The organism is Tenacibaculum sp. SZ-18, assembly GCF_002813915.1.
Taxonomy (GTDB): domain Bacteria; phylum Bacteroidota; class Bacteroidia; order Flavobacteriales; family Flavobacteriaceae; genus Polaribacter.
The window spans coordinates 822,174-845,422 of record NZ_CP019335.1 but is presented as its reverse complement, the minus strand read 5'-3'; the positions used below and the strand labels follow the sequence as shown (position 1 = coordinate 845,422).

General features: G+C 31.9%; 19 protein-coding genes. 13 read left to right on the top strand and 6 right to left on the bottom strand.

What is annotated here, in order from left to right; translation table 11 throughout:
- Positions 1-75 precede the first annotated feature (75 nt).
- The 8 genes from BTO06_RS03785 (at position 76) to BTO06_RS03750 (ending at position 7,583) form a co-directional block, all read left to right on the top strand.
- Positions 76-861, top strand: a complete 786-nt coding sequence (locus BTO06_RS03785; RefSeq protein ID WP_100924031.1) for a tetratricopeptide repeat protein — start codon at positions 76-78, stop codon at positions 859-861.
- An 87-nt stretch (positions 862-948) separates the two neighbouring features.
- Complete coding sequence (gene ribH / locus BTO06_RS03780) at positions 949-1,455, top strand: 6,7-dimethyl-8-ribityllumazine synthase (protein ID WP_100924030.1); 507 nt, start codon at positions 949-951, stop codon at positions 1,453-1,455.
- Between the two features lie 172 nt (positions 1,456-1,627).
- Entirely contained in the window at positions 1,628-1,924 is a 297-nt protein-coding gene (locus BTO06_RS03775) for a hypothetical protein (RefSeq protein ID WP_100924029.1), read from the top strand.
- Between the two features lie 13 nt (positions 1,925-1,937).
- Entirely contained in the window at positions 1,938-3,797 is a 1,860-nt protein-coding gene (gene mutL, locus BTO06_RS03770; RefSeq protein ID WP_100924028.1) for a DNA mismatch repair endonuclease MutL, read from the top strand.
- 3 nt (positions 3,798-3,800) lie between these two features.
- A complete protein-coding gene (locus BTO06_RS03765) occupies positions 3,801-4,520 on the top strand; it encodes a rhomboid family intramembrane serine protease (RefSeq protein ID WP_100924027.1) in 720 nt (239 codons plus the stop codon).
- A gap of 6 nt (positions 4,521-4,526) precedes the next feature.
- Positions 4,527-5,378: a rhomboid family protein gene (locus BTO06_RS03760; protein ID WP_100924026.1), complete on the top strand. Its 852-nt coding sequence runs from the start codon at positions 4,527-4,529 to the stop codon at positions 5,376-5,378.
- On the top strand, positions 5,378-6,400 hold the full coding sequence (locus BTO06_RS03755; protein ID WP_100924025.1) for an endonuclease/exonuclease/phosphatase family protein: 1,023 nt from the start codon (positions 5,378-5,380) through the stop codon (positions 6,398-6,400). Before BTO06_RS03760 ends, BTO06_RS03755 begins: the two co-directional genes overlap by 1 nt.
- A gap of 43 nt (positions 6,401-6,443) precedes the next feature.
- Complete coding sequence (locus BTO06_RS03750) at positions 6,444-7,583, top strand: geranylgeranyl reductase family protein (RefSeq protein WP_100924024.1); 1,140 nt, start codon at positions 6,444-6,446, stop codon at positions 7,581-7,583.
- Positions 7,584-7,669: 86 nt separating this feature from the next.
- Here the strand turns inward: BTO06_RS03750 and BTO06_RS03745 are convergent, their stop codons facing one another.
- Together BTO06_RS03745 and BTO06_RS03740 are read right to left on the bottom strand one after the other, a co-directional pair.
- Positions 7,670-11,482 (bottom strand): M36 family metallopeptidase, encoded by a 3,813-nt coding sequence (locus tag BTO06_RS03745; protein WP_100924023.1) that lies wholly within the window; start codon positions 11,480-11,482, stop codon positions 7,670-7,672.
- A gap of 160 nt (positions 11,483-11,642) precedes the next feature.
- Positions 11,643-13,268 (bottom strand): ABC transporter substrate-binding protein, encoded by a 1,626-nt coding sequence (locus tag BTO06_RS03740; RefSeq protein ID WP_232731508.1) that lies wholly within the window; start codon positions 13,266-13,268, stop codon positions 11,643-11,645.
- 557 nt (positions 13,269-13,825) lie between these two features.
- Here BTO06_RS03740 and BTO06_RS03735 point away from each other — a divergent pair.
- Positions 13,826-15,091, top strand: coding sequence for a S8 family serine peptidase (locus tag BTO06_RS03735; RefSeq protein ID WP_100924022.1), 1,266 nt, complete (start codon positions 13,826-13,828; stop codon positions 15,089-15,091).
- An 81-nt stretch (positions 15,092-15,172) separates the two neighbouring features.
- Here the strand turns inward: BTO06_RS03735 and BTO06_RS03730 are convergent, their stop codons facing one another.
- On the bottom strand, positions 15,173-15,673 hold the full coding sequence (locus BTO06_RS03730) for a GNAT family N-acetyltransferase (RefSeq protein WP_100924021.1): 501 nt from the start codon (positions 15,671-15,673) through the stop codon (positions 15,173-15,175).
- A gap of 40 nt (positions 15,674-15,713) precedes the next feature.
- Between BTO06_RS03730 and mtaB the strand changes: the two genes are divergently transcribed.
- The 4 genes from mtaB to BTO06_RS03710 are packed head-to-tail and all read left to right on the top strand — an operon-like array spanning position 15,714 to position 19,450.
- Positions 15,714-17,048, top strand: coding sequence for a tRNA (N(6)-L-threonylcarbamoyladenosine(37)-C(2))-methylthiotransferase MtaB (gene mtaB / locus BTO06_RS03725; RefSeq protein WP_100924020.1), 1,335 nt, complete (start codon positions 15,714-15,716; stop codon positions 17,046-17,048).
- A gap of 38 nt (positions 17,049-17,086) precedes the next feature.
- The gene (locus BTO06_RS03720) at positions 17,087-17,821 is read left to right on the top strand and encodes a DUF6438 domain-containing protein (RefSeq protein WP_100924019.1); all 735 of its coding nucleotides are present in this window, start codon (positions 17,087-17,089) and stop codon (positions 17,819-17,821) included.
- Between the two features lie 3 nt (positions 17,822-17,824).
- Positions 17,825-18,487 (top strand): alpha/beta hydrolase, encoded by a 663-nt coding sequence (locus BTO06_RS03715; RefSeq protein WP_100924018.1) that lies wholly within the window; start codon positions 17,825-17,827, stop codon positions 18,485-18,487.
- A 21-nt stretch (positions 18,488-18,508) separates the two neighbouring features.
- On the top strand, positions 18,509-19,450 hold the full coding sequence (locus BTO06_RS03710; protein WP_100924017.1) for a lytic transglycosylase domain-containing protein: 942 nt from the start codon (positions 18,509-18,511) through the stop codon (positions 19,448-19,450).
- Positions 19,451-19,515: 65 nt separating this feature from the next.
- Here the strand turns inward: BTO06_RS03710 and BTO06_RS03705 are convergent, their stop codons facing one another.
- The 3 genes from BTO06_RS03705 to BTO06_RS03695 all read right to left on the bottom strand — a co-directional run bounded on the left by BTO06_RS03705 (position 19,516) and on the right by BTO06_RS03695 (position 23,227).
- Positions 19,516-21,369 (bottom strand): DUF349 domain-containing protein, encoded by a 1,854-nt coding sequence (locus BTO06_RS03705; protein WP_100924016.1) that lies wholly within the window; start codon positions 21,367-21,369, stop codon positions 19,516-19,518.
- Positions 21,370-21,480: 111 nt separating this feature from the next.
- Positions 21,481-22,239 carry a shikimate dehydrogenase family protein gene (locus BTO06_RS03700; protein ID WP_100924015.1) on the bottom strand — a complete coding sequence of 253 codons (759 nt, stop codon included), beginning with the start codon at positions 22,237-22,239 and terminating at the stop codon, positions 21,481-21,483.
- Positions 22,217-23,227, bottom strand: coding sequence for a DUF368 domain-containing protein (locus BTO06_RS03695; protein WP_100924014.1), 1,011 nt, complete (start codon positions 23,225-23,227; stop codon positions 22,217-22,219). Before BTO06_RS03695 ends, BTO06_RS03700 begins: the two co-directional genes overlap by 23 nt.
- Positions 23,228-23,249: the final 22 nt, after the last annotated feature.

The window sequence follows — 23,249 nt, the reverse complement described above, 5'->3', positions numbered from 1 at the left end:
TGCAAATTAACGAAAAATCAGCTTTTAAAATCCAATTAAAAAAACTATTTTTGCCCGACTAATTTTATAAGAATTATGGCAACATATAAAAAGAGAGGATATAAACCGAAGAAAGAAAAGGTTGTAGAAAATACTATTGAAGAGACATTTGACGAGTCGCAAAGTGATGTGGCTAAAGCATTTGAAGGACTAGATCAGGCCGCTAATAAATCAGAAGAATGGATTGAAAAAAATAGTAAACCTTTGTTTTTTGGTTTAATAGCTGTAGCTGCTTTAATCCTTTTATACTTAGGATACACTAAGTTTATTTCTGAGCCAACTGAAATAGATGCATCAAATGAGTTAGCTTATCCAAGGTCTTTCTTTGATAAAGCTGAAACTGCTGCAGGTGTGAAAGCTGATAGTTTGTATATGTTAGGTTTAGAAGGTGGTGATGGTAAATATGGATTTTTAGACATCGCAAAAACTTATGGAAGTACTAAGGCTGGAAACTTAGCTAACTATTACGCAGGGATTTCTTATTTAAAAATGAAGAAATATACTGAAGCTATTGAGTACTTAGAGCAATTTGATTCTGAAGATGAATTATTAGGACCAACAGCTTTAGGAGCTATAGGTGATGCTTTTGCAGATATTAACCAGCCAAAAGAAGCTTTAGAATATTATGAAAAAGCTGGATACAAAAAAGAAAACGATTTTACTTCTCCAATGTTTTTACTCAAAGCAGGTCAAACTGCTATGCAATTAAAAGAGTACAGTAAAGCGGAAGGTTTATTTAATGTCATTAAAGAAAAATACGCTACAACTCAAATTGGTAGAAACATTGATAAGTACATCAACAGTGCAAAATACGCACAATAAACAATTGTAATTCTCGACATTACGAGGAAGAATGACGAAGTAATTTCCCTAAATATTACTTCACGACATTCGCAATGACTATTTGAAATGGCTACAACGAATTTATCATATTACGATAAAAACACAATCCCAAATGCGAAGGGTTTTCGATTTGGGATTGTTGTTTCCGAATGGAACCCTGAGATCACTAAAAATTTACATCAAGGAGTAATTGACACACTCGTTGACTGTGGTGCATTAACTGAAAACATCGTTTCTTGGGACGTACCCGGAAGTTTTGAACTTGTTTACGGATGTAAAAAAATGATTGAAACTGAAAAACTAGATGCTATTATTGCAGTAGGAAACGTTATTCAAGGAGAAACAAAGCATTTTGACTTTGTTTGTGATGGAGTTACTCAAGGAATAAAGGATTTAAACCTTCAATATGATGTTCCTGTGGTTTTTTGTGTTTTAACAGATAATACGAGGCAACAATCTATCGATCGTTCAGGAGGAAAATTGGGAAATAAAGGTGTAGAATGTGCAGTTGCAGCAGTTAAAATGGCAGCTATTAAAAATATTGGAAGAAAGACCAACAGCGTTGGTTTCTAATTTTTATTCTTAGAATAGTAAATATACTTTTAAAGAAGTCAAGATTTCATGGTCTTGGCTTTTTTAATTTCATAAACTCTCTTGATAGCTTATCATTAATTCCGTAATTTTGATATACCATTTTTGGTCTGGTTTTTGAATTACTAGAAACCTAACTTTAATATTTAGTACTATGTTTGGATGGAGTAAAGTTTTAAAAGGAAGATCTTATTATACGTTTGACTACAAACCTCGTTATTATGATGAGCGAAAGGAACGATTAGAAAAGATCAAAAAGAAATATGAAAACGTAGATACAACAGTTGAAAATGTTTCAGAAGACAAAAAGGAATATGTAACTATAAAAAAAGGACAACTAAGGAATACTTGGAAAAAAACAAAAACTTCAGGAGACTATAATTCAACACTTCGAATTGCTATTATTGTTGCAATTTTATTTGGAATTGTAGCTTACATCCTTAGAGCATAATAGAAAAAAATTAATGTCAGATATTATTCAATTACTTCCTGACCACGTTGCCAATCAAATAGCAGCTGGTGAAGTTGTGCAACGCCCAGCATCTGTAGTAAAAGAACTTTTAGAAAATGCTATTGATGCGGGTTCTACAAATATCACTTTATTATTAAAAGACGCAGGAAAAACGTTAGTTCAAGTAATTGACAATGGAAAAGGGATGAGTACAACGGATGCTCGTTTATGTTTCGAGCGCCATGCTACATCAAAAATTAAAAATGCTGAAGATTTATTTAATTTAAATACAAAAGGTTTTAGAGGTGAAGCTTTAGCGTCAATAGCGGCAATTGCTCATGTAGAACTGAAAACAAAACAAATAGAAGAAGAATTAGGAACTTGCATAAAAATTGAAGGAAGTAAAGTAATTTCACAAGAGGTTACCTCAACTCCACAAGGAACAAGTTTGGCCGTAAAAAACTTATTTTATAATATTCCTGCTCGTCGAAATTTCTTAAAATCAGATACTGTAGAAACTCGTCACATTATTGATGAGTTTCAACGTATTGCATTAGCTCACCCAAATATTACTTTTATTCTTCATCATAATAACAATGAAGTTTACAATTTAAAAAGTAGTAATTTAAGAAAACGTATCGTTTCTATTTTTGGAACTAAAACAAATGAAAAATTAGTTCCTGTTAATGAGGAAACTGATATTATATCAATTCAAGGATTCGTAGCAAAACCTGAATTCGCTAAAAAGAAAAGAGGTGAACAGTTTTTCTTTGTGAACGATCGATTTATAAAAAGTTCTTATTTAAATCATGCCGTAAACAGTGCTTTCGAAGGTTTACTAGATCAAGGAGTTCATCCAACATATTTTATTTATTTCCACGTTCCACCGAATACTATTGATATAAATATTCACCCAACAAAAACTGAGGTTAAGTTCGATAATGAAAAAGCTTTATATGCAATTATTCGAGCTACCGTAAAGCACAGTTTAGGACAATACAATGTTGCTCCCTTACTAGACTTTAATAGAGATGCAACTTTAGATACGCCTTATGAGTTTAAAGATAAACAAAGGGTTTCTACACCGAAGATTATTGTTGATCCGACTTTCAATCCTTTCAATAACAATCCAATAGAAAGTAAACCGGTAAGTAGAGAAACAACTTCTTTTAGTCCAAGTAAAACAACATATCAAAGTAACTTTAAAAAGGATACGGGAAATTGGGAATCTTTATATGCAAATCTTGACATAGAAACCCAACATTCATCTAATTCACAAGAACTTTTCCAATCAGAAAAAGAAACTGAAACCACTAAAACATTTCAGATTCAAAAAAAATATATTTTAAGCTTGATTAAATCTGGAGTTGTTTTAATTCACCAAACTTTAGCACACCAACGTGTGTTATATGAAGAATATTTAGAACATATTACCGTTAAAGAGGCGAACAGTCAACAATTATTATTCCCGATAAACATTTCATTCTCTCAAACAGATATTGAAATGATTAAAGAAATGAAAGCTGACTTAGAAAGCGCTGGTTTTGTTTTTAATGAGTTTTCTGATGACACAGTTGTAATTGGAGGAATTCCAACCTCGATTTCTGAAAGCCAAATTACATTAATCTTGGAACAATTACTAGATGACGTTAAATTAGAAGTTCCAGACGCTAGTTTTAGCCATTTTGATGTTATGGCAAAATCGTTTGCGAAATCGTTAGCCATTAAAACTGGGACCATTTTATCAGGAAAAGAACAAGAAACTTTAGTAAATAACTTATTTTCATGTAAAGAGCCAAGTGTTTCTCCTTTAGGAAAACCAACTTTTAAAACCTTAACTTTACAGGAAATTGATACTATTTTTAGCAAGTAAATTATGCAAAGATTAACCGATGCTGTAAAACATTTAATAATAGTCAACATTATCTTCTTTGTTGCTACCTATTATTTTTTAAACTCTAATTATGTAATAAAGCTACTTTCTTTACATTCCACTGAAAGTCCTTTGTTTGAATACTGGCAGTTAATCACTTACATGTTTATGCATGGAAGTTTTGCACATATTTTATTCAACATGTTTGCGCTTTGGATGTTTGGTAGTGCTTTAGAACAAATATGGGGAACTAGGAAGTTTGTAACATTCTACTTTCTCACAGGTATAGGATCTGCCGTAATTTATATTTTCATTAAATACTTACAAATACAAAGTAGTGTAGATGACTTTCCTGATGAAGCAATAAATTTAATTTTAACTGAAGGTGCTGAGATAATAACTCAATCAAAAAATTATGCAGATCCTAGTTTAGGAGGATTAAATGCCTTAATAAATGGCCAAATGCTAGGAGCATCAGGAGCTATCGCTGGGTTATTAATGGCATTTGGTATTTTATTCCCTAATGTAGAGTTAATGATGATATTCCTTCCTGTTCCGATAAAAGCAAAATACTTTATTCCTCTTTTAATAGTATATGAGTTATCGATGGAGTTCGCAGGTTTCTCATGGGACAATGTTGCACATTTAGGACACTTAAGCGGAATGTTGATTGGATTTATACTAGTTAGATATTGGAAAAATAATCAGTTCAGAATGAATTAAAGTATTATGGAAAAATTAAAACAACATTTTTTAAGAGCGTCGATGTTGGAAAAAATCATCTACATTAATGTCGCTGTTTTCATATTTGAATTACTCATTTCTTCCTTTAGCGGGTTATTCAATAATCAAGTAAACTTTATAGATCAGTGGTTTGCGTTATCTTCTTCTTTGGATGCGTATATCACAAAGCCATGGTCAATTATTACTTACGGTTTTTTACACGCAGATTTCTTTCATTTATTATCAAATTGTATTTGGCTTTATATTTTCGGAAGATTATTCTCAGAATATTTTACTCCTAAACAACTATTAAACTTCTATTTATTAGGAACCATATTCGGAGGTATTTTCTTTATGATTGCTATGAACTATTTCCCTGCATTTAATTCAATTAATCATTTGTTAGTTGGAGCTTCTGCTGGAGTAAGTGCAATTATAATTGGTACCGCGACATACATTCCTAACTATGAACTAAAAATTCCTTTAATAAATGTTTTTATTAAGGTATGGCAATTAGCTGCGTTCTTTGTTTTAATGGATTTAATTAGTTTAGCTGGAAGTAATGGTGGTGGACATTTCGCTCATTTAGGTGGTGCACTATTCGGTTTTATTTACGTACAGCAATCTAGCAATAAGGAAATTAAGTTCTTATCAAGTCTTAAAAAGTGGTTCAAACGAGATAAAAAAAATTTAAAAACTGTATACAAGTCAGATAAACCTAGAAGAAACGATACTAATAGAAAATCTGATAATCAGCAAAGAATCGATGCTATTTTAGACAAAATTGGTAAATCTGGTTATGATGCCTTAACAAAAGAAGAAAAAGATTTCTTGTTCAAGCAAGGAAACCCAAAATAATGACCAAGAAAAAAGAGTTTAATTTATTCAATAAGTTGCTATGCTTTATTAACTCTATCGTTGCAACTGTATTACTACTATCCTATTTTTTAGCATTTGTTTCACCTAAGACTGTTCCTGTATTTTCGGTTGTTAGTTTGGCGGTACCTTTCCTTATTGTTCTTAATTTTTTGTTCTTTTTATATTGGATTATTAAACTTAAAAAGCACTTTTTATTATCGGGCGTCGTTTTATTCTTTGGATGGCTATTTTTTCCTCCATTTATAAAAATTTCTAAAAAAGACATTGCCTTAAATTCTGATGTTAAAGTGATGAGTTATAATGTGAGAATGTTCAATTTTTATAAATGGTCCAAAGAAAAAGACATTGATGAAAAAATCATGAACTTCATCAATGATAAAGATCCAGACATTTTAGCAATCCAAGAATTTCATAATTCGGAAAAAAGAAATTTCGATTTTAACTATAAATATTTTGTTCCAAAGTCGAAAACACAAAATTTTGGATTAGCAATTTTTTCAAAATATAAAATCATCAACAAAGGTTCACTCGATTTTAAACATAGTGCGAATAATGCAATTTTTGTTGATATTCTAAAAAATAACGATACGGTAAGAATATATAATATCCACCTTCAATCATTAAAATTAAATCCACAAAAAGAGAATTTTGGAGAAGTAAATTCGGAAAAACTAATAGATCGTCTGAAAATAGGATTTCAAAAACAAGCTTCACAGGTAGAAACATTTCTAACTCATGAGCAGCAATGGAAAGGTAAACAAGTTATTTGCGGAGATTTTAACAACACCGCGTTTTCTTGGGTGTATCGTCAAATATCAAAAAATAAAAAAGATGCTTTTGAGGTCGCAGGGAGTGGTCTTGGAAAATCTTTCAATTATTTCTTCCCCGTTCGGATTGATTTTATTTTAACAGATAAAAACACTAAAATTCATAATTTTAAAACTTACTCAGAAAAATTATCGGATCACTTTCCTATAATGTCAAGAATAAATTTTGAATAACTATCTTAGCGCACTATTTAACTGATTTTAATTACTAACTTTCATGGAACATTTTGATGTAGCTGTAATTGGTAGCGGACCATCGGGAGCCTCAACTGCTTTTCATTTAGCAAAAAAAGGAATTTCAACAGTACTTATTGAAAAAGAAAAACTACCAAGATATAAAACTTGTGGTGGCGGTTTTGTTTACAGAGGAAGAAGAAATTTACCTTTTGATATAAGTTCCGTAGTTGAACGTGAATTCCATACAGTTGATATTTTTCTTGGAAATACGTTACACTTCAAAACAGAGAGAGAAGATCCGACAATCACTATGATTATGCGTGATTCTTTTGACAACTTAATTGTTGAAGAAGCCAAAAGACAAGGAATCAAGTTATTAGAAGAAAACAAACTTACAGACATAACTTTTGACGGTGATAATGCAATCTTAACTACTGATAAAACTAAGTTGGTTGCTAAGTTCGTAGTAGCTGCAGACGGTGCTTTAAGTCCTACAGCAAAAATGGCTGGTTGGACAGAAGAGACAAGAAAGTTGATTCCTGCCTTAGAATATGAAATTGAAGTTCCTGAAGAAGATTTTAATAGATTAAAAGACCAGGTGCGCTTTGATATTGATGCAATTCCTTACGGTTATGCATGGAATTTTCCAAAAAAAAATCATTTATCAGTTGGAGTTGCTTCAACCAAAAAGACTCGTATTAATTTAAAGAAATATTATCAAGAATATCTTGAGACTATTGGAATTAAAACTATTTTGAAAGAATCTCAACATGGCTTTCAAATACCAATTGCTCCAAGAACTGACGGTTTTATCAAAAACAATGTATTCTTAATTGGAGATGCAGCTGGATTCGCTGATCCGATAACAGCCGAAGGAATTTCTAACGCAATTTACAGCGGAGTTCTGGTAGCTGAAGCAATTAGTGAAAGTGATTTAAATCTGCAAAAAGCAACTGAATTATATAACGACAAACTTAACAAAAAGTTGATTCCTGAAATTAAAACAGGTTTATGGTTAGCGAAATGGTTTTACGAACAAAAAACAATTAGGAATGTTATGTTGAAAAAATACGGTCAGCGTTTCAGTGATGCTATGGCTGATATTTTTCACGGAGATCGATCATACCCTACAGATATTAAACAAGCAATAACAAAGAAAATAAAGGAATTAGTTTTCTAATTTCGTCATGTTAAAGCATAAAAAAGCCTCTTGAAATTCAAGAGGCTTTCTAGTTTTACAATAATTCCTACTCTAAGAAACTATTGTTATTCAATTATGAAACGTTTGTTTGCTTTTGTATAAGAGTTTTCTAACCTTAAAATATATACTCCAGAATCGAAACGATCAATATTAATTGTATTTGTTGTATTTAATACTCCTCTATCTAAAACTTGACCTAGCACATTAATTACACTATACCTAGTATTTGATAAGTTATTACTTGAAGTTAAAACTTTTAATAGATTACCTTTCTTAATTGGCACAGGAGCAACAGCTACAGAAGCTAAAGCATTTTCATCTTCATCTCCTAATACATCTACTCTAGTTCCAAAACTTGCAACTTCAACAAGAGAAGCACTACATGATCCTTCATAAATTTTCACATTTGTGAATGTAGAAGTATTACCTGAACCTGCATCATTATCATTAATGAATACTAAACGATCCATAGTTCCCGTATAAGAATCACCTACTGGAATCACATACGTTTGTGTTCCTCCAGCGTAATTATCAAAATTGGTAATACCATAATTTTGAGTTCCATGTACTTTAAAATATCTAGTTGAAGTTAAAGTATTATCATCTTCGAAACCTACACCATGAATTTCTCCTTGAGAAGTACTACTAAACTCAAATTCAATTACAGTATTTGGCGTGACAACATAATCAAATGGGATATACTTCCATGTATTATTTGTTAAAGTCAAAGAGGCACCTCCATTTCCAATAGAGAAATTACCAGCAGAATCTTGATTAGAGAAAGGTGTAATTGTGAAACTATTAAAGTCTAAAGTATCACATCCAGGGTCAGGATTGCCTGTAGCCTCTTCTACAGAAATTGCATCCAAAGCGATGTCACTTTGCCAGCCACTAGCTCCTGAACCAGTAACAACAGTAAATCTAATCTGTACACTTGATTCTCCTGCATAAGCCGTTAAATCAACATTCGCAGCATTCCACTGATTTCCTTTATCTCCATTTTGACTAAAAATTGAAGTCCATGCTCCTGTATTATTTGTTCTAGCTTCGGCGGTTAAAGAGTTAATGGCACTACCAAACATATGATATTGGAATTGTAAACTTGGAGCTGTTAATGAACTAAAGTTTAAACATGGAGAATTTAGAATTGCAGTTTTATTAGGAAAACCTGTCCCCTCTCCAGAAGCTTCAACATAAATATAAGTAGATCCATCCGCACCAGAACTTGGCCCTGTATTGTTCGAAGGAGTTCCTCCAGTATCTCTTGTGAAATCAATATCATCACCTGTAGTGGCATTCGACCAATCACCAAAACTTATTTCGAAGCTTTCACTAAACGGGAAAGATGTAACTTCACCAGAACATCCGTCTCCCGGACCTGGATCTGTTGATCCATTTTGAATAGCAATTTCATCTAAAGCGATATCACTTTGCCAACCACTGTTTCCTGTACCTGTTACAACTACAAATCTTAATTGTACGCTTGCTTGACTAGCATATGCAGCTAGATCAATATTTGCTCCATTCCACTGATTACCTTGATCTCCAGATCTTGTAAATACAGAAGTCCAATCCCCAGTATTATCCGTTCTCGCTTCAACTGTTAACGAGTTAATAGCACTACCGAACATATGATATTGAAAAGATAAAGTAGGACTTGACAATGAAGAGAAATTCAAACATGGTGAATTTAACACTCCTCTTTTATTTGGGAAGCCTGTTCCATTTCCAGAAGCTTCCACATAAATATATGTAGATCCATCTGATGCCGCAGTTGGTCCTGTATTACTTGATGGTGTTCCTCCAGAATTTCTAGAAAAATCTACGTCATCTCCAGAAGACGCATTAGACCATTCTCCGAAATTAGTTTCAAAACTCTCACTAAACGGGAAAGTCGTTATATCCCCAGAACAAACATCTGGAGTTGGATCTGGACCTCCACCATCACAAGGATTTACGAAAGAAACGGTTTGATCTGAATTTGTATTTGTTCCTCCATTTGAGTTTTCATTTGCTCCATCTCCTACACCTCTTTCTGCAAAGGCTTTCCAAATTAAACATCGATACTGACCTCCATATAAATCTTGATCAGCCTGTAAAATTCCGTCACGACCAGAAACAAATCCTGGATTATTAGCTGTATTTTTCAATCCTTCGATAACTAAAGCCATCGCAATATTATTACCTCCTGTTCCATTGTAAAAATCTGGATCGAATCCTTCTTGATCTACTAATAGCCAAGTCATATCCCACAGTATTGTTGCAAAAGCATAACCAACTCCATGAGGAACAGCTAAACCGTTAATATCAGCATAATCTGTATTATTGATAGATCTATTGGTAGAGTACGGAGTTGGACGAATACCAGGACCTGCATCGTTTTGTCCTAAAACGTAGTTACCTACTCCTCTGCTATCAGTTCCTTGATCTCCAGCTTTCATTGTAAGCATAAGTCCAAACCAATCAGACCATCCTTCACCCATTTGCTCAGAACCACCTAAAGTATTACTATTTCTACCACCAACTAAACGTGTAGAAATACCATGACCGTATTCATGAGCAATAATTACGTTATCAAAAGAGCCATCTCTTCCAGGATTCGTTTGATTCCACAGGAACATTTGCATTCGAGGATTTCCTCCATCTCCAGGGGTTGCAAAATTTGCATTGTTTAGTCCGCTACCATCCTGGGAATCCGCATTTACAGAATCACTTCCTGAACCACCTTTACCGTAGTTATTTTCCTGAAAGTTACCACTTGCCTCATCAAACCCGTATTGATACCAAACATCATGCATAATATTATTCCAATAGAATAAATTAGTAGTAGATGCATTTCTATAGTTCGCAGGAGACTGGTTTAGGTTAACTGGAAAATCAAAATCTAAACCAGCGCCTCCGCTTGGAGAAGCTCCGGTTCCGTTATTTCCATTTGCATCTTCTTGTGCCCAAACATTATTACCTCTTGTAATATTATATTCAGCACCAGAAGCACCATTTGTATCGTGCCACCCGAAAGGAGACGCCGTTAAATTAGCTGGATCATTAACAATTGTTCTTCCTCCGTCATCTGGATCAGATAAAGGCATCGCATAAACATTGTAAGAATCAGGAGCAACCATGATTGATTTAGGACCAAATGGAATTCTAGTATTTTTTTCTACATAGTTTGTAACTTCTTTGTGATTATTACTTTCTCCTTTAACATGAGTGTGTTCTACTTCTCCAAAATTACAAGAGATTACCCAGTTGTCCTCTGCAATTATTTCACCTGAAGAAATATCAATATAACTATGCCACCAATTTTGCCCACCTTGTTCATAAAGGTTAATATTCCAACATAACTTTAATTTATTATCCTGAAATATGTAGACCTTCTGAGCTGTGATTGGTTCATTATCCTCGGTAATTCCAGAATTCATGAATTGTATCATATCATCTCCACTATTCGACTTCTTAGAACTACGTATTAAATTTGCAGAAGCCTTTAATCGATGTTTAGCTATGACAGATTGAATAGCTGCTTCGGGAGTAATACCAGATGTTTTCGCTGAATTAAGCTTTGTTTTAATTGCTGGAACAAATTGATCCAACTTAAAATTTACTTTTCCATTGAAAACAGACATATTATACGTACCGTTAATAATTGGAATATTATTATGATACTGAGTAATATAATAATGTGTAAGACCTTTTTTCAAAGAGGAAGCCGTACTCGTAACTTTCCACTCTGAAAAATCAATAGAAGCATCAGTACTTCTTTTTTTCAGACCGTTAAAATGATTGTTAATAACACCCATGTCTTTGGGTGTTGAAATTTGACATAAGATTGATTGTGACAACAGAAAAGCTGCCATCAGTAGGAAGGGTTTTTTCATAATAGATTGATTTTTAATGGTTTTTGGAAAGTTAAAAAAATCTTAAATTATACAATATTTAACTTAAAAAATTAACAAAAACATAAATAATGTTAATATTTATAACAAAAACACAAAAAAAACATTAAAAAAGTTTAAAAAAATAAGTTTTACTCATTCTCTATTTTTTTACGTATTTTAATGTTAGTAAATCAATTGGATTAATTCCTAAGCCTTTTACATTCTTTTGAGTGAACCTAATAACTTGATCATAATACAAAGGAATTACCGGAGCTTCATTTATAAGAATACTATCCATTTTTTGATACAATGCAACTCGGATATCTCGATTTACTTCTTGTATCGACTTTTCGTATAATTTATCAAATAGATCATTGGAGAAATGCGTATAGTTAGGTCCATTTGGTGTGAAGTTCTTAGAATAAAAAAGTGATAAATAATTTTCACCATCAGGATAGTCTGCAATCCAACTCGCTCTAAATATCGGCAGCTTTCCATTTGCTTTTCCTTGACGCAATGTTGATGGAGGTATTACATCCACTTTCACTTTTAAACCAACAATTGCTAATTCTCTCTGCATAAATTCACATAAATCTAAATAACTACTATTTGTTGTAATATTTACCTCCACTTTATCCAAGTTATTGTCTTTTTTATATTTCTCAACTAAAATTTTAGCCTTTTCTGGTTGGTACGTATAACCTGACTGACCATTAAATGAAGGCAATCCTTTTGGGATAAAACCATTATTTGCTGGTGTTCCAATGTTGTTCCTGAGGAAGGTGATCATCTTATTACGATCAAAACCATAATTAATAGCTTGTCGAATTTCTTTTGATTTAATCACATTATTTTCCTGTCCTCCTAAAAAGAAGCCCAAATATTCTGTATTCAAATAAGCACCTTTTTGCATCACAATATCATTACTGTATTTTTCAACTAAATCACCTGATGTAGTTAGTAGTTCATCCTTATAGGAGGGATCAACGCTTTTCATAAAGTCAAGATTACCCTGTATAAACTGAAGAAATTCACTCTGTTTATCAGGGAGAAATGTAATTGCAACAGATTCCAAATACGGTAAATAATTATCTAAATCATCTTTTTCGAAATAATTATTATTTTTTCTAAAAACAAGTTTTGTGTTCTCCACCCATAGTTTAAACTTAAATGGACCAGTTCCTACAGGGTTTGATCTAAAGTCTTTGCCATAGAATTCTACTACCTCTCTGGGGACCACTGAACAATATTTCATACTTAATAATCCTAAGAATGCTGGAAATGGACGTTTTAAATCCATAACAAATATTGAATCATTCTCTGCTTTAAAAGTTTCAACATTCTGAAGAACCCAAGCTCCAGGAGATGCAACACTTTCACTTATTAATCTCTCGAAAGAATATTCAAAATCATAAGCCGTAACCTTTCTTGTTTTTTTCTTACCAAATAACTTATGCTTATGAAAAAACACATCTTTCCTCAAATAAAACTTATATCGCCTTCCATCGCTACTTACCTTCCAATTCTGTGCTATACTTGGTTGAACATTCAATGAATCATCTAATTGAACTAAACCATCATATAACTGATTTACAGCCCATATATTTCTTTGATCACGTGCAAAAGCAGGATCTAGAGAAGTAATATTGGAATGTTCATTGTACCTAAAAACTTTATCATCAGCAAATTCAGTTTTCCTTGAACTACACGAATTAAAAATAACCATGAGTAGTAATGCTATTTTAAAAATAGAATTTTCAGCTTGAGGCTTCATAATATAACCCATAAACAGTCTTCTTTTAACCGACTGATGTAAATATAATGGTTTAATAAATGAATTTAAATATCCATATCCATGACAGAATACCTTTTAAAACATATTTACAAAAAACGGGATATCTGAAAAACATAAATCCTTAATATTTATGTTAATTTTTTAACAAAAATTAAAATACTGTTAAAAAAACAACAAATTGAAATAAAACTAACATAATGTTAAAAAAATACACTTTAATCAAAAAAATAGCAATTAAATAAAAAATTAAACAAAAAATAAACGGTTTTACCACTAAAAAAAACTGTTAACAGCACTTGTTTTTTGTTAAATTTATGTTAATTTATGTTAAAATATTTAAATTATTTTATTTAACTTTACCTAAAAAAAGTAACCATCAAAATATTCTGAAGCATGGGACTTTACTAAAGCAACAGTGTTGCTTTTATTTTTATAAACCATTCTTTTTATCACTTTTATGACACTAAAAAACAAACACTTACAAAATCAGACATGTTTTTTATATGTTCTAAATCTCTAAATTTGCCCTAACAAATAATTAATCAACCATGAAAAATTTAATTAAATTAACATTGAGTGCATTAACTGCTGCACTAGTAATTACCTCTTGTCAAAACGAGAGTAATGATGTCAACACTGATCAAAATATCGAGGCTACAGCCAGCGATGGAAGTATTATTCCAGGTCAGTATATCGTTGTTTTCAACGAAGGAAAAGTTACACCCGCTTCACGATCATTGTCACAAACGAAATTTGTTAGTAGAGAATCGAAAGCAAAATCTGTTGATAACCTTTCCGAGGTATCTATTCGAAAAATGAATGATGTTTTAAGTACACATAGTTTAGATTCAAAAAAAGTTCTTCACTATTACACTACTAAAATTTCAGGAATGGCAATAAAATTATCGGATGCAGAGTTTGAAGAATTAGCCAAAGATCCGAACGTTGATTTCATTGAACATGACAGAGTTGTAGAACTTCCTAAATTTAAAATTGAAGGAACATTACAACACAGTGATGCGCAAAAAATGGCACAACAAACACCATGTGGAGTCTCTAGAGCCGGAGGTTTTGCAAATGGATCTGGAAAAAATCAATGGATTTGGGTAATTGATAGTGGAATTGACTTAGATCATCCAGATTTAAATGTAGTAACAAACTCAACTTACGCGAGATCTTTTGTAGGAGGAAGTGCAAACGATTGTAATGGTCACGGAACACATGTTGCTGGAACTGCTGCAGCAATTAACAACGGAACTGGCGTTGTTGGAGTTTCTGCGGGAGCTAGTGTAGTGCCTGTTAGAGTTTTCGGATGTAGCGGAGGAAGTAGTACATCTACAATTTTAGCTGGAATAAATCACGTTGGTAGATATGATATTCCTGGCGATGTTGCCAACCTTAGTTTAGGTGGATATTTTGGTTCAGGTTGCTCTAGTCGTTCATCTTACAGAAGCGCACTACAAAGTTTAGGTAATGCAGGAACGTATGTTGCCATTGCTGCTGGAAATAGTAGATCTAATGCTGCTTTTTATGATCCTGCTTGTATTAATGGAAGTAGAATTTATACAGTTGCTTCAATGACTTGTAATCGTTCTTTCTCTTCGTTCTCTAATTACAATATGAATCCGATTGATGTTATAGCAACTGGAAGTAGTGTATTAAGTACATACTTAAATGGTGGTTACGCAACATTGAGTGGGACATCTATGGCTTCTCCGCACGTTGCTGGTATTATGCATGCCAGAGGAAGCGGACCACGATCATCAGGATCAGTTTCTTATCGAGGTGAATCTTATCCAATAGCTGTAAGATAATTTAGGGTTATCGAATTGATATTTAATTAACATTATACCACTTACTCTACGGAGTGAGTGGTTTTAATATTTTAATTTTCACTAAAGGTTTAAAACATATTTTGTTTCAGGTAAACCAATATCATGACTCACGAATTCTTTTATTTTTTGAAAACCATATTTTAATAGAATTTTCTCCGAAGCTTTATTCTCTTTAACCACGTTTCCTATTAATTTTTTTATTCCAATTTCTTGGCAATAATTAATTAATCCACCGCATGCCTCTGTTGCATATCCATTACCCCAGTATCGTTCGATAAATCTATATCCTATTTCATCATTTCCTTCTTCATCTTTAACTAATGCCACAGTTCCAATAAACCTAGAGTTTTCTTTAATTACTATAGCATAAATCCAAAAATCATTAATTGACTTATCATACTTATTAATTAATTTCTGCAACTCATTTTCACATTCTGATAGTGTTTTTACATCACCTGTCGCATATTGTAATACTTTTGGATTACTTTCTAACTCAAAAAAAGATTCTAAATCTTTCATTAACAACTTTCTAATAACTAATCTTTCTGTTTCAAAAATCATTTTCAATATTGTACTTTTGCATTTGGTTAAATGTACAAGAATGAATGCGGATAAAAAAGTAGCTTTTTACACATTAGGATGCAAATTAAACTTTTCAGAAACATCAACAATCGCTCGAAATTTTGTTAACGAAGGCTTTAGCCGTGTTGAATTTGAGGAAAAGGCAGATATATATGTTATAAATACATGTTCAGTTACGGATAATGCTGACAAAAGGTTTAAAACAATCGTAAAATCAGCTTTAAAACAAAACCAAGAAGCCTTCTTAATTGCTGTTGGCTGTTACGCCCAATTAAAACCAGAAGAATTAGCTGCTGTTGATGGTGTAGATTTAGTACTTGGAGCAACTGAAAAGTTTAATGTAACAAGTTACATTAACGACTTAGCTAAAAATAGTATCGGGGAAGTTCACTCGTGTGAAATTGAAGATGCTGATTTTTATGTTGGTTCCTATTCTATTGGAGATAGAACACGTGCATTTTTAAAAGTACAAGACGGATGTGACTATAAATGTACCTATTGTACAATTCCTTTAGCACGTGGAATTTCTCGTAGCGATACACTTGAAAACGTTTTAAAAAACGCCAAAGAAATTTCTGAGAAAGGAATTAAAGAAATTGTTCTTACGGGAGTGAACATTGGTGACTATGGAAAAGGGGAATTTGGAAACAAAAAACATGAGCATACATTCTTAGAATTAGTTCAAAACTTAGATAAAGTAGAAGGTATTCATAGGCTTCGAATTTCTTCCATCGAGCCTAATTTATTAAAAGACGAAACTATAGACTTTGTTTCTAATTCAGAAACTTTTGTTCCACACTTTCATATTCCACTGCAGTCAGGAAGTGACGAACTTTTAAAGAAAATGAAGCGTCGTTATCTTAGAAAAATTTACACAAATCGAGTTACGAAAATAAAAGAGGTTATGCCAAACGCATGTATTGGTGTAGACGTGATTGTTGGTTTTCCTGGTGAAACAGATGAATTATTTTTAGATACTTACAACTACCTATCTGAATTAGATATTTCGTATTTACACGTTTTTACTTATTCTGAAAGAGCAAACACTGAAGCTGTTTTAATGGATGGTGTTGTTCCTAAAAATGTAAGAGCAAAACGTAGTAAAATGCTACGTGGTTTATCGGTTAAAAAGAGAAGAGCATTTTATGAAAGTCAAATAGGTAACACGCTAACTGTATTATTTGAAAGTGAAAATAAAGAGGGGTATATACATGGCTTCACTGAAAATTATGTAAAAGTAAAAACTCCTTGGAATCCGAAATTAGTCAATACCTTACATAAGGTGACATTAACTAAAATTGATGAAGATGGTTCAGTTCGCTTCAACTTTGTTGATGTAAAAGTAATTGCTTAACTTAACGTTATCATTAATCACCTCTTAAAAAATTAAGTATGAAATTCATTTATCTATCTATTTTGTTGCTGGCTTTGAGCTGTGAAGCTCCAAAGGAAAAAAAAATAAATACAGGAACCAATGCAGAAATACCAGTTAAAAAAAACATAAAAGAAGAACCAAAAAATCAACTTCTTGGAGTATTAAATAACCCTAAAAGCCTAAATGAGGTTAAAGCATTAGTAACAAATAGCGGTTTAAAATGGAAGAACATGTTAGTTGATAACGATGCCTCTAAGATTGTGGTGATTGAAATTCCGGATGGAAAACTCCAAGAATGGACTGAACGTTTAAATAACTCGAAAGAATTCAGAAATATTGATGTTCATACAAATGCGAATGCCGAAAAATTTATTGCACGAGAGAAAAACACATTGCTTTCAATAATAAAAACTCCTTGTATGGGTGACTGCCCTACATATAGTGTGTTCATTGACAAAAAAGGTAATGTTTCATATGAAGGAAAAGAATTTGTTTTAGAAAAAGGAACTAAAGCTTTTAAACTTTCAGAAAAGGAACTTACCACTATTACTTCTCTATTGAATAAAAAGAATTTCTCTTCATATAAAGATGTATACGACAATCCACAAATTATGGATTTACCGAGCACATATTTAACTCATGATGGAAAACAAGTTCAAGTTCGATTATGGAATGATGACGTTCCTGAAGAGTTGATGGAACTTAATGAATATATCGAAGGAATTTTACTAGATAAAAAATACTTTGAATAATTCATGAATCGTAAAACTCATCTGTACTTTGTTCCAGGATTAGCAGCCAATACTAAGATATTTGAGCATTTAACCTTTGATGAGTATTTATTTGAAGCACACTATTTAGATTGGATTATTCCTCTATCTATAGATGAAAGTATGGAAAGTTATGCAAATCGAATGTGTGAATTAATTAAACATGAAAATCCTGTTTTAGTTGGTGTTTCATTTGGAGGAGTTATGGTTCAAGAAATGAGTAAAATCATCACTTGCCAAAAAATTATTATTATCTCCAGTATAAAAAGTAACAAAGAGTTACCAAATCGATTAAAATTTGCTCAGAAAACGAAGGCCTATAGATTATTTCCAACTAAAATTGTAGAAAATTTTGAAAACTACGAATATTTGTTTTTTGGTGATTATTTAAGAAAACGAGCAGAATTGTATAAAATGTACTTATCAATTCGTAATGGCACTTATTTAGATTGGGCAATACACAATGTTTTAAACTGGAAACAAGACACAGAATTAGAAGGAATCATACATATTCATGGAAATAAAGATGAAATATTTCCTTCTAAGCATATAAAAAACTATATTGAAGTAAGTAATGGTACACACATTATGATTTTGAATAAAGCAAGAGTTATCTCAAAAATTCTTGAAGAGCAATGTACCTATTAATACCACAAAAAATAATAGCATATGAAAGTCAATTTTATACGAATATCACTATTGGCAATAGTAGTGATTGTAGGATTTTTCTTACTAAATTTAACAGAAGTAAAACCTAATAAACGTATCGTAGAAAACGTAAAAAAAGACTCTATAATAATATCAAAAAGCGTAAGTGAAACCTATGAAGTGAAAGCTGTTAAAGTACCCGAAAGTCTCGAGTTCGCAGGTGAAAAAGTTCCACTTGAGGAAGCTGATATTTTTGAAAGATTGGATAGAGAATTACTAGTTAATACATATTGGCAATCAAATGCTTTATTATTAATTAAAAGAGCGAATAAATTCTTTCCTTTAATAGAACCCTTGCTAAAAAAATATAATATACCAGATGATTTTAAATATTTATGTGTCGCTGAAAGTGCTTTGATTCAAGTACCTTCTTATAAAGGAGCTGCTGGATACTGGCATTTTCTTCCAGGTACTGGACGTGATTATGGATTAGAAGTAAATAACAATGTTGACGAACGCTATAACTTAGAACTATCTACAAAGGCTGCTGCAAAATATTTAAACAATTCAAGGAAAAAGTTTGGAAGTTGGACATTAGCTGCCGCTGGTTACAATGCAGGGAATGCAAGAATCTCAAAGCGATTAAATGAACAGAAAGTCACAAATTATTATGACTTGTTACTAAATGTTGAGACTGGAAGATATGTATTTAGAATCTTAGCTCTAAAGGAAATAATGTCTAACCCAAAGAAGTATGGGTTTCATTATGAAAAAACGGATTTATATACATATCCTAAAGTAAAAGAAATAATAATTGACAAACCAATTGAGAACATCCCAGACTTCGCTAAGCAATATAATCTTACTTATAAAGAATTAAAATTAGTGAACCCTTGGTTAAGAGAAACAAAACTGAATAATAAAAGTAGAAAGAAATATAAAATAAAAATACCTGTTAAGTAGTAATTAATTAACAATAAAAAAGCTTGCCGATTGGCAAGCTTTTTTATTGTTGGTTTTTATTTTTCTTAATAATCTAATTTCTTTAAATAATCTAGTTTTAATTGCCAAATATCAAGCTGTTCTTTAAACTCTTGAATTCCCTTTCTTACATTCTGAACTAAAGGATTATCCTCAGTTGCATTCGAAATAAAGCTTAAATTATTTTCTAACTGTTGCATTTCTCTTACGGTCTCTGTTATTTTCTTTCTGATAAAGAATTGTTCACTATCTAACTTTCTATAATCCTCTTGAGCCAATAAATTATCTACAACGTTCCTAAACTTAATCATTTCAATTTCTTCTTTATCTAGATTCAATGAAGCCAATTTAGCATCAACTTCTTTATTGAATTTACCATCTAAATGACGAGCATTTCTTGGTAAAGAACCAATTTCTCTCCACTCTAGAATTGCAGTCTTTACATCTTCTACTGTTAGTTTATCGTTATTCTTAAAGTTGTCAATAAAGGTCTTTTTTGCTCCAACAACTGCTTCCTGTTCTTGAGACACTCCATCTCTATGAGAGTTTAAACGATCAAAATAATAGTTACATGCCGATTTAAACCGATTCCAAATTTCGTCAGAAAACTTTCTAGGAACATGACCAATTTTTTTCCAATCTGATTGAATACGTTTCATTGTATTCGTTGTAGTTTCCCAATCTTCACTATCTTTTAAATTTTCTGCAAGTTCTACCAACTCCATCTTTTTCTTAAGATTATCTGTTTGAGAAGATTTCTCTTTTTTGTAAAACGTATTTTTAGCAGAATTAAATCGTTTTGTAGCCTCTTTTAATTTTTGCCATACTGCCTCGCTCTTGTTATAAGGTAGTTTACCGGCAGCGAAATATTTTTGGCGTAATGCTTCAATTTCCTTGATACTTTTTTGCCAATCTTTATGTGTTTTATTACCCGAAAAATCAAAACTAGCAATTCGTTCAACTATAGCTAATTTTTCATTTATAATTTCCTGATGTTTCGACTTTAAATCACGATAGAAATCATGCCTTCTGTCGTGTAATTTCTTGGTTGCGTTACTAAACTTACTCCAAACATCCTCTCTAAACTCGCGACTTACAGGTCCCACCTCTTCTTTCCACAAACGATGTAGCTCTTGTAATTCTTTGAAGGCAACGTTAACGTCTTCTAATTCAGCTAAAGCTTCCGCTCTTTGAATTAACTTTAGCTTTTCTTCTAAATTATGTTTGAAATCAAGCTCTCTAAAATCCTGATTTAAATGTAATAAATCGTAAAAGCGTTCTACATGATGGTGATATGTTTTCCAAGTATCGTTGTATTTTGTTCTTGGGACTGGACCAATCACTTTCCACTGCTCTTGGATCTTTTGAAAATCGTTATACATTGTTTTTGGCTCAGCATTTACAATTAAATTCTTAAGCTCATCTATCAATGTGAACCTCTTTTCTAAATTTCCTTTTAATTGATCATCAAGTTGCTTATAATAACGATCTCGTTTTTCTTTATATTCCTTAAGTAACTTGTTGTACTCCGATTTAATTGGACTAGAAAATTGAAAATCTATTGAATTACCGCCCTCAGCTAAGAACTTTTCTTTCTTTTGAGATAAAAGTTTTCCAAACTTTAAATTAAATGCATTTTTAATTTCATCTGCATTTTTCTTTATAAGTTGAACTGGATTATTATTTAAAAGCTCTTCTAATTCTGAAACCAATGAATCTAACTCCATTTTACTGTAGTCTTTGATTGGTATTTCGCGACTCTCTTCCTTTTCAGAATTTTCAGCTACTACATTCTCTACTTCGTTTACAGCTGCCTCTGTTTTTTGAGTTTCTTGTCTAATTTGGTCTTGTAATGCTTCGTTAGTATTTTCTTCTAAGCGGTTATCGTTATTTTCTAACATCGAGATAATGTTTAAGTTCCAATTTTAATTACCATAAAGATAAGGAATATTTATTAGCCCTAAATACAATTTAAATAACTTTGAAAGAGTTATGAATTTGATAAACGTAGATCATTCTTTTTGCCAAATCTCCCAAGCTTTTTCAGCCTGAATTTCCAACATTTCTAATCCGTTTTTAATTTGTGCACCTTTTAACTCACCTTTTTGAAGGAAAAGAGTTTTCGATGGATTATAAATGAGATCATAAAGAATATGTGATTCACCAATAAAATTATATGGAATATCTGGAGTTTGATCTACATTAGGGTGTGTACCTAACGGCGTACAATTTATAATTACCAGATTGTCTTTAATTAATTCTTCATTTAAATCCTGATAAGTAATAACATTATCAGACGTATTTCTTGAGACGAAAGTTGGCTTAATATCTAAAGAACTAAGTGCAAAGGCTACTGCCTTGGAAGCACCACCTGTTCCTAAAATTAATGCTTTTTTATGTTCTTTTCTCAAAAAAGGCCTTAAGGAGTTCTTAAATCCTAAGTAATCTGTGTTATACCCCTTCAATTTCCCATTCTTGAATACTTTAACTGTATTTACTGCGCCAATTGCAGCAGCTTTGTTGTCAATTTTATCTAGGAAAGGAATTACTGCTTCTTTATACGGAATAGTTACATTAAATCCTCTTAATGAATTCTTTTCTTTTATAATTATCTTGCCTAATTTATTGATATCCTGAAGATCAAAATTTACATAAGAATGATCTTTCAGGTCTAACTCTTTAAATTTTTCCCCAAAATACCCACGTGAAAATGAATATGAAATATTCTTACCTAATAAACCAAAAAGATTACTTTTTTCTTCTATTCCCATAATAATCTATACCTAATATTAACAATACTCCAAATACTATAAAACCAATAGAAATTAAAGTTTCTTGTTCTTGAATATTTGGCAAGTATCGTTCATAACTTTCTATTATCTTATTACCTTTAGTATCTAACAAAAAGTTACCTTCTACATTTTTATAAATAGTTTCTTTCCACGGCCAGACAATTCCTAAAGAACCCGTTATAAAACCAATAATAATTGCCGTTACTTGTTGTTTCCTTTTTTTAAATACATATCCTAATATATGAGATATAGAAACTAGGCCAAATGCTGAACCAAGTGTGAAAACAGTAATAATTTTAAGATAACGAACTTTAACAGGATCACTTAAATCAGAAAAATCACCTGTAAACATAGACGTAACTACTCCACCTAAAACGTTGACACTATCTACCAAAAGGAGCACATAATTGCCCAATAAGATTAAAATAAAAGATCCTGATAAGCCGGGTAGTGTCATGCCAGAAACACCTATTATTCCACAGACAAACACAAACCAAAGATTATCATTTTCTTTAGCTGGAGACATAAAACTTATGGTAATTCCGATAGAAGCACCGATAAATAACCACATAACATTTTTTACTCTCCAGTCTCCAAAATCTTTGGATATATAATAAATTGAACCAATGATCATTCCAAAAAACCATGACCAAACATAAAGTTCATAATTTTTCAAAAAATAATTTAGAACAAGGGAAACACTAAAGTAACTAAATGCGCTTCCTAACATTACCCAAACTATAAATTGTAAATTTGTATAGCTTGCAAAACTTTTAAATCTTCCGTTAAAAAGCAATTTAAAAGCTTTGAGATTTACTCTTCTAAAGGTATAAATAAGTTCTTCGTAAAATCCCATCACGAATGCTACCATTCCACCAGAAACACCTGGAACTTTATTGGCTCCACCCATCACCAACCCTCTTAAAAAAAGACTCACTTTTTGGCCGAATGTCCTTTCTTTATACACTCTATTAAACAGTATTAATTTG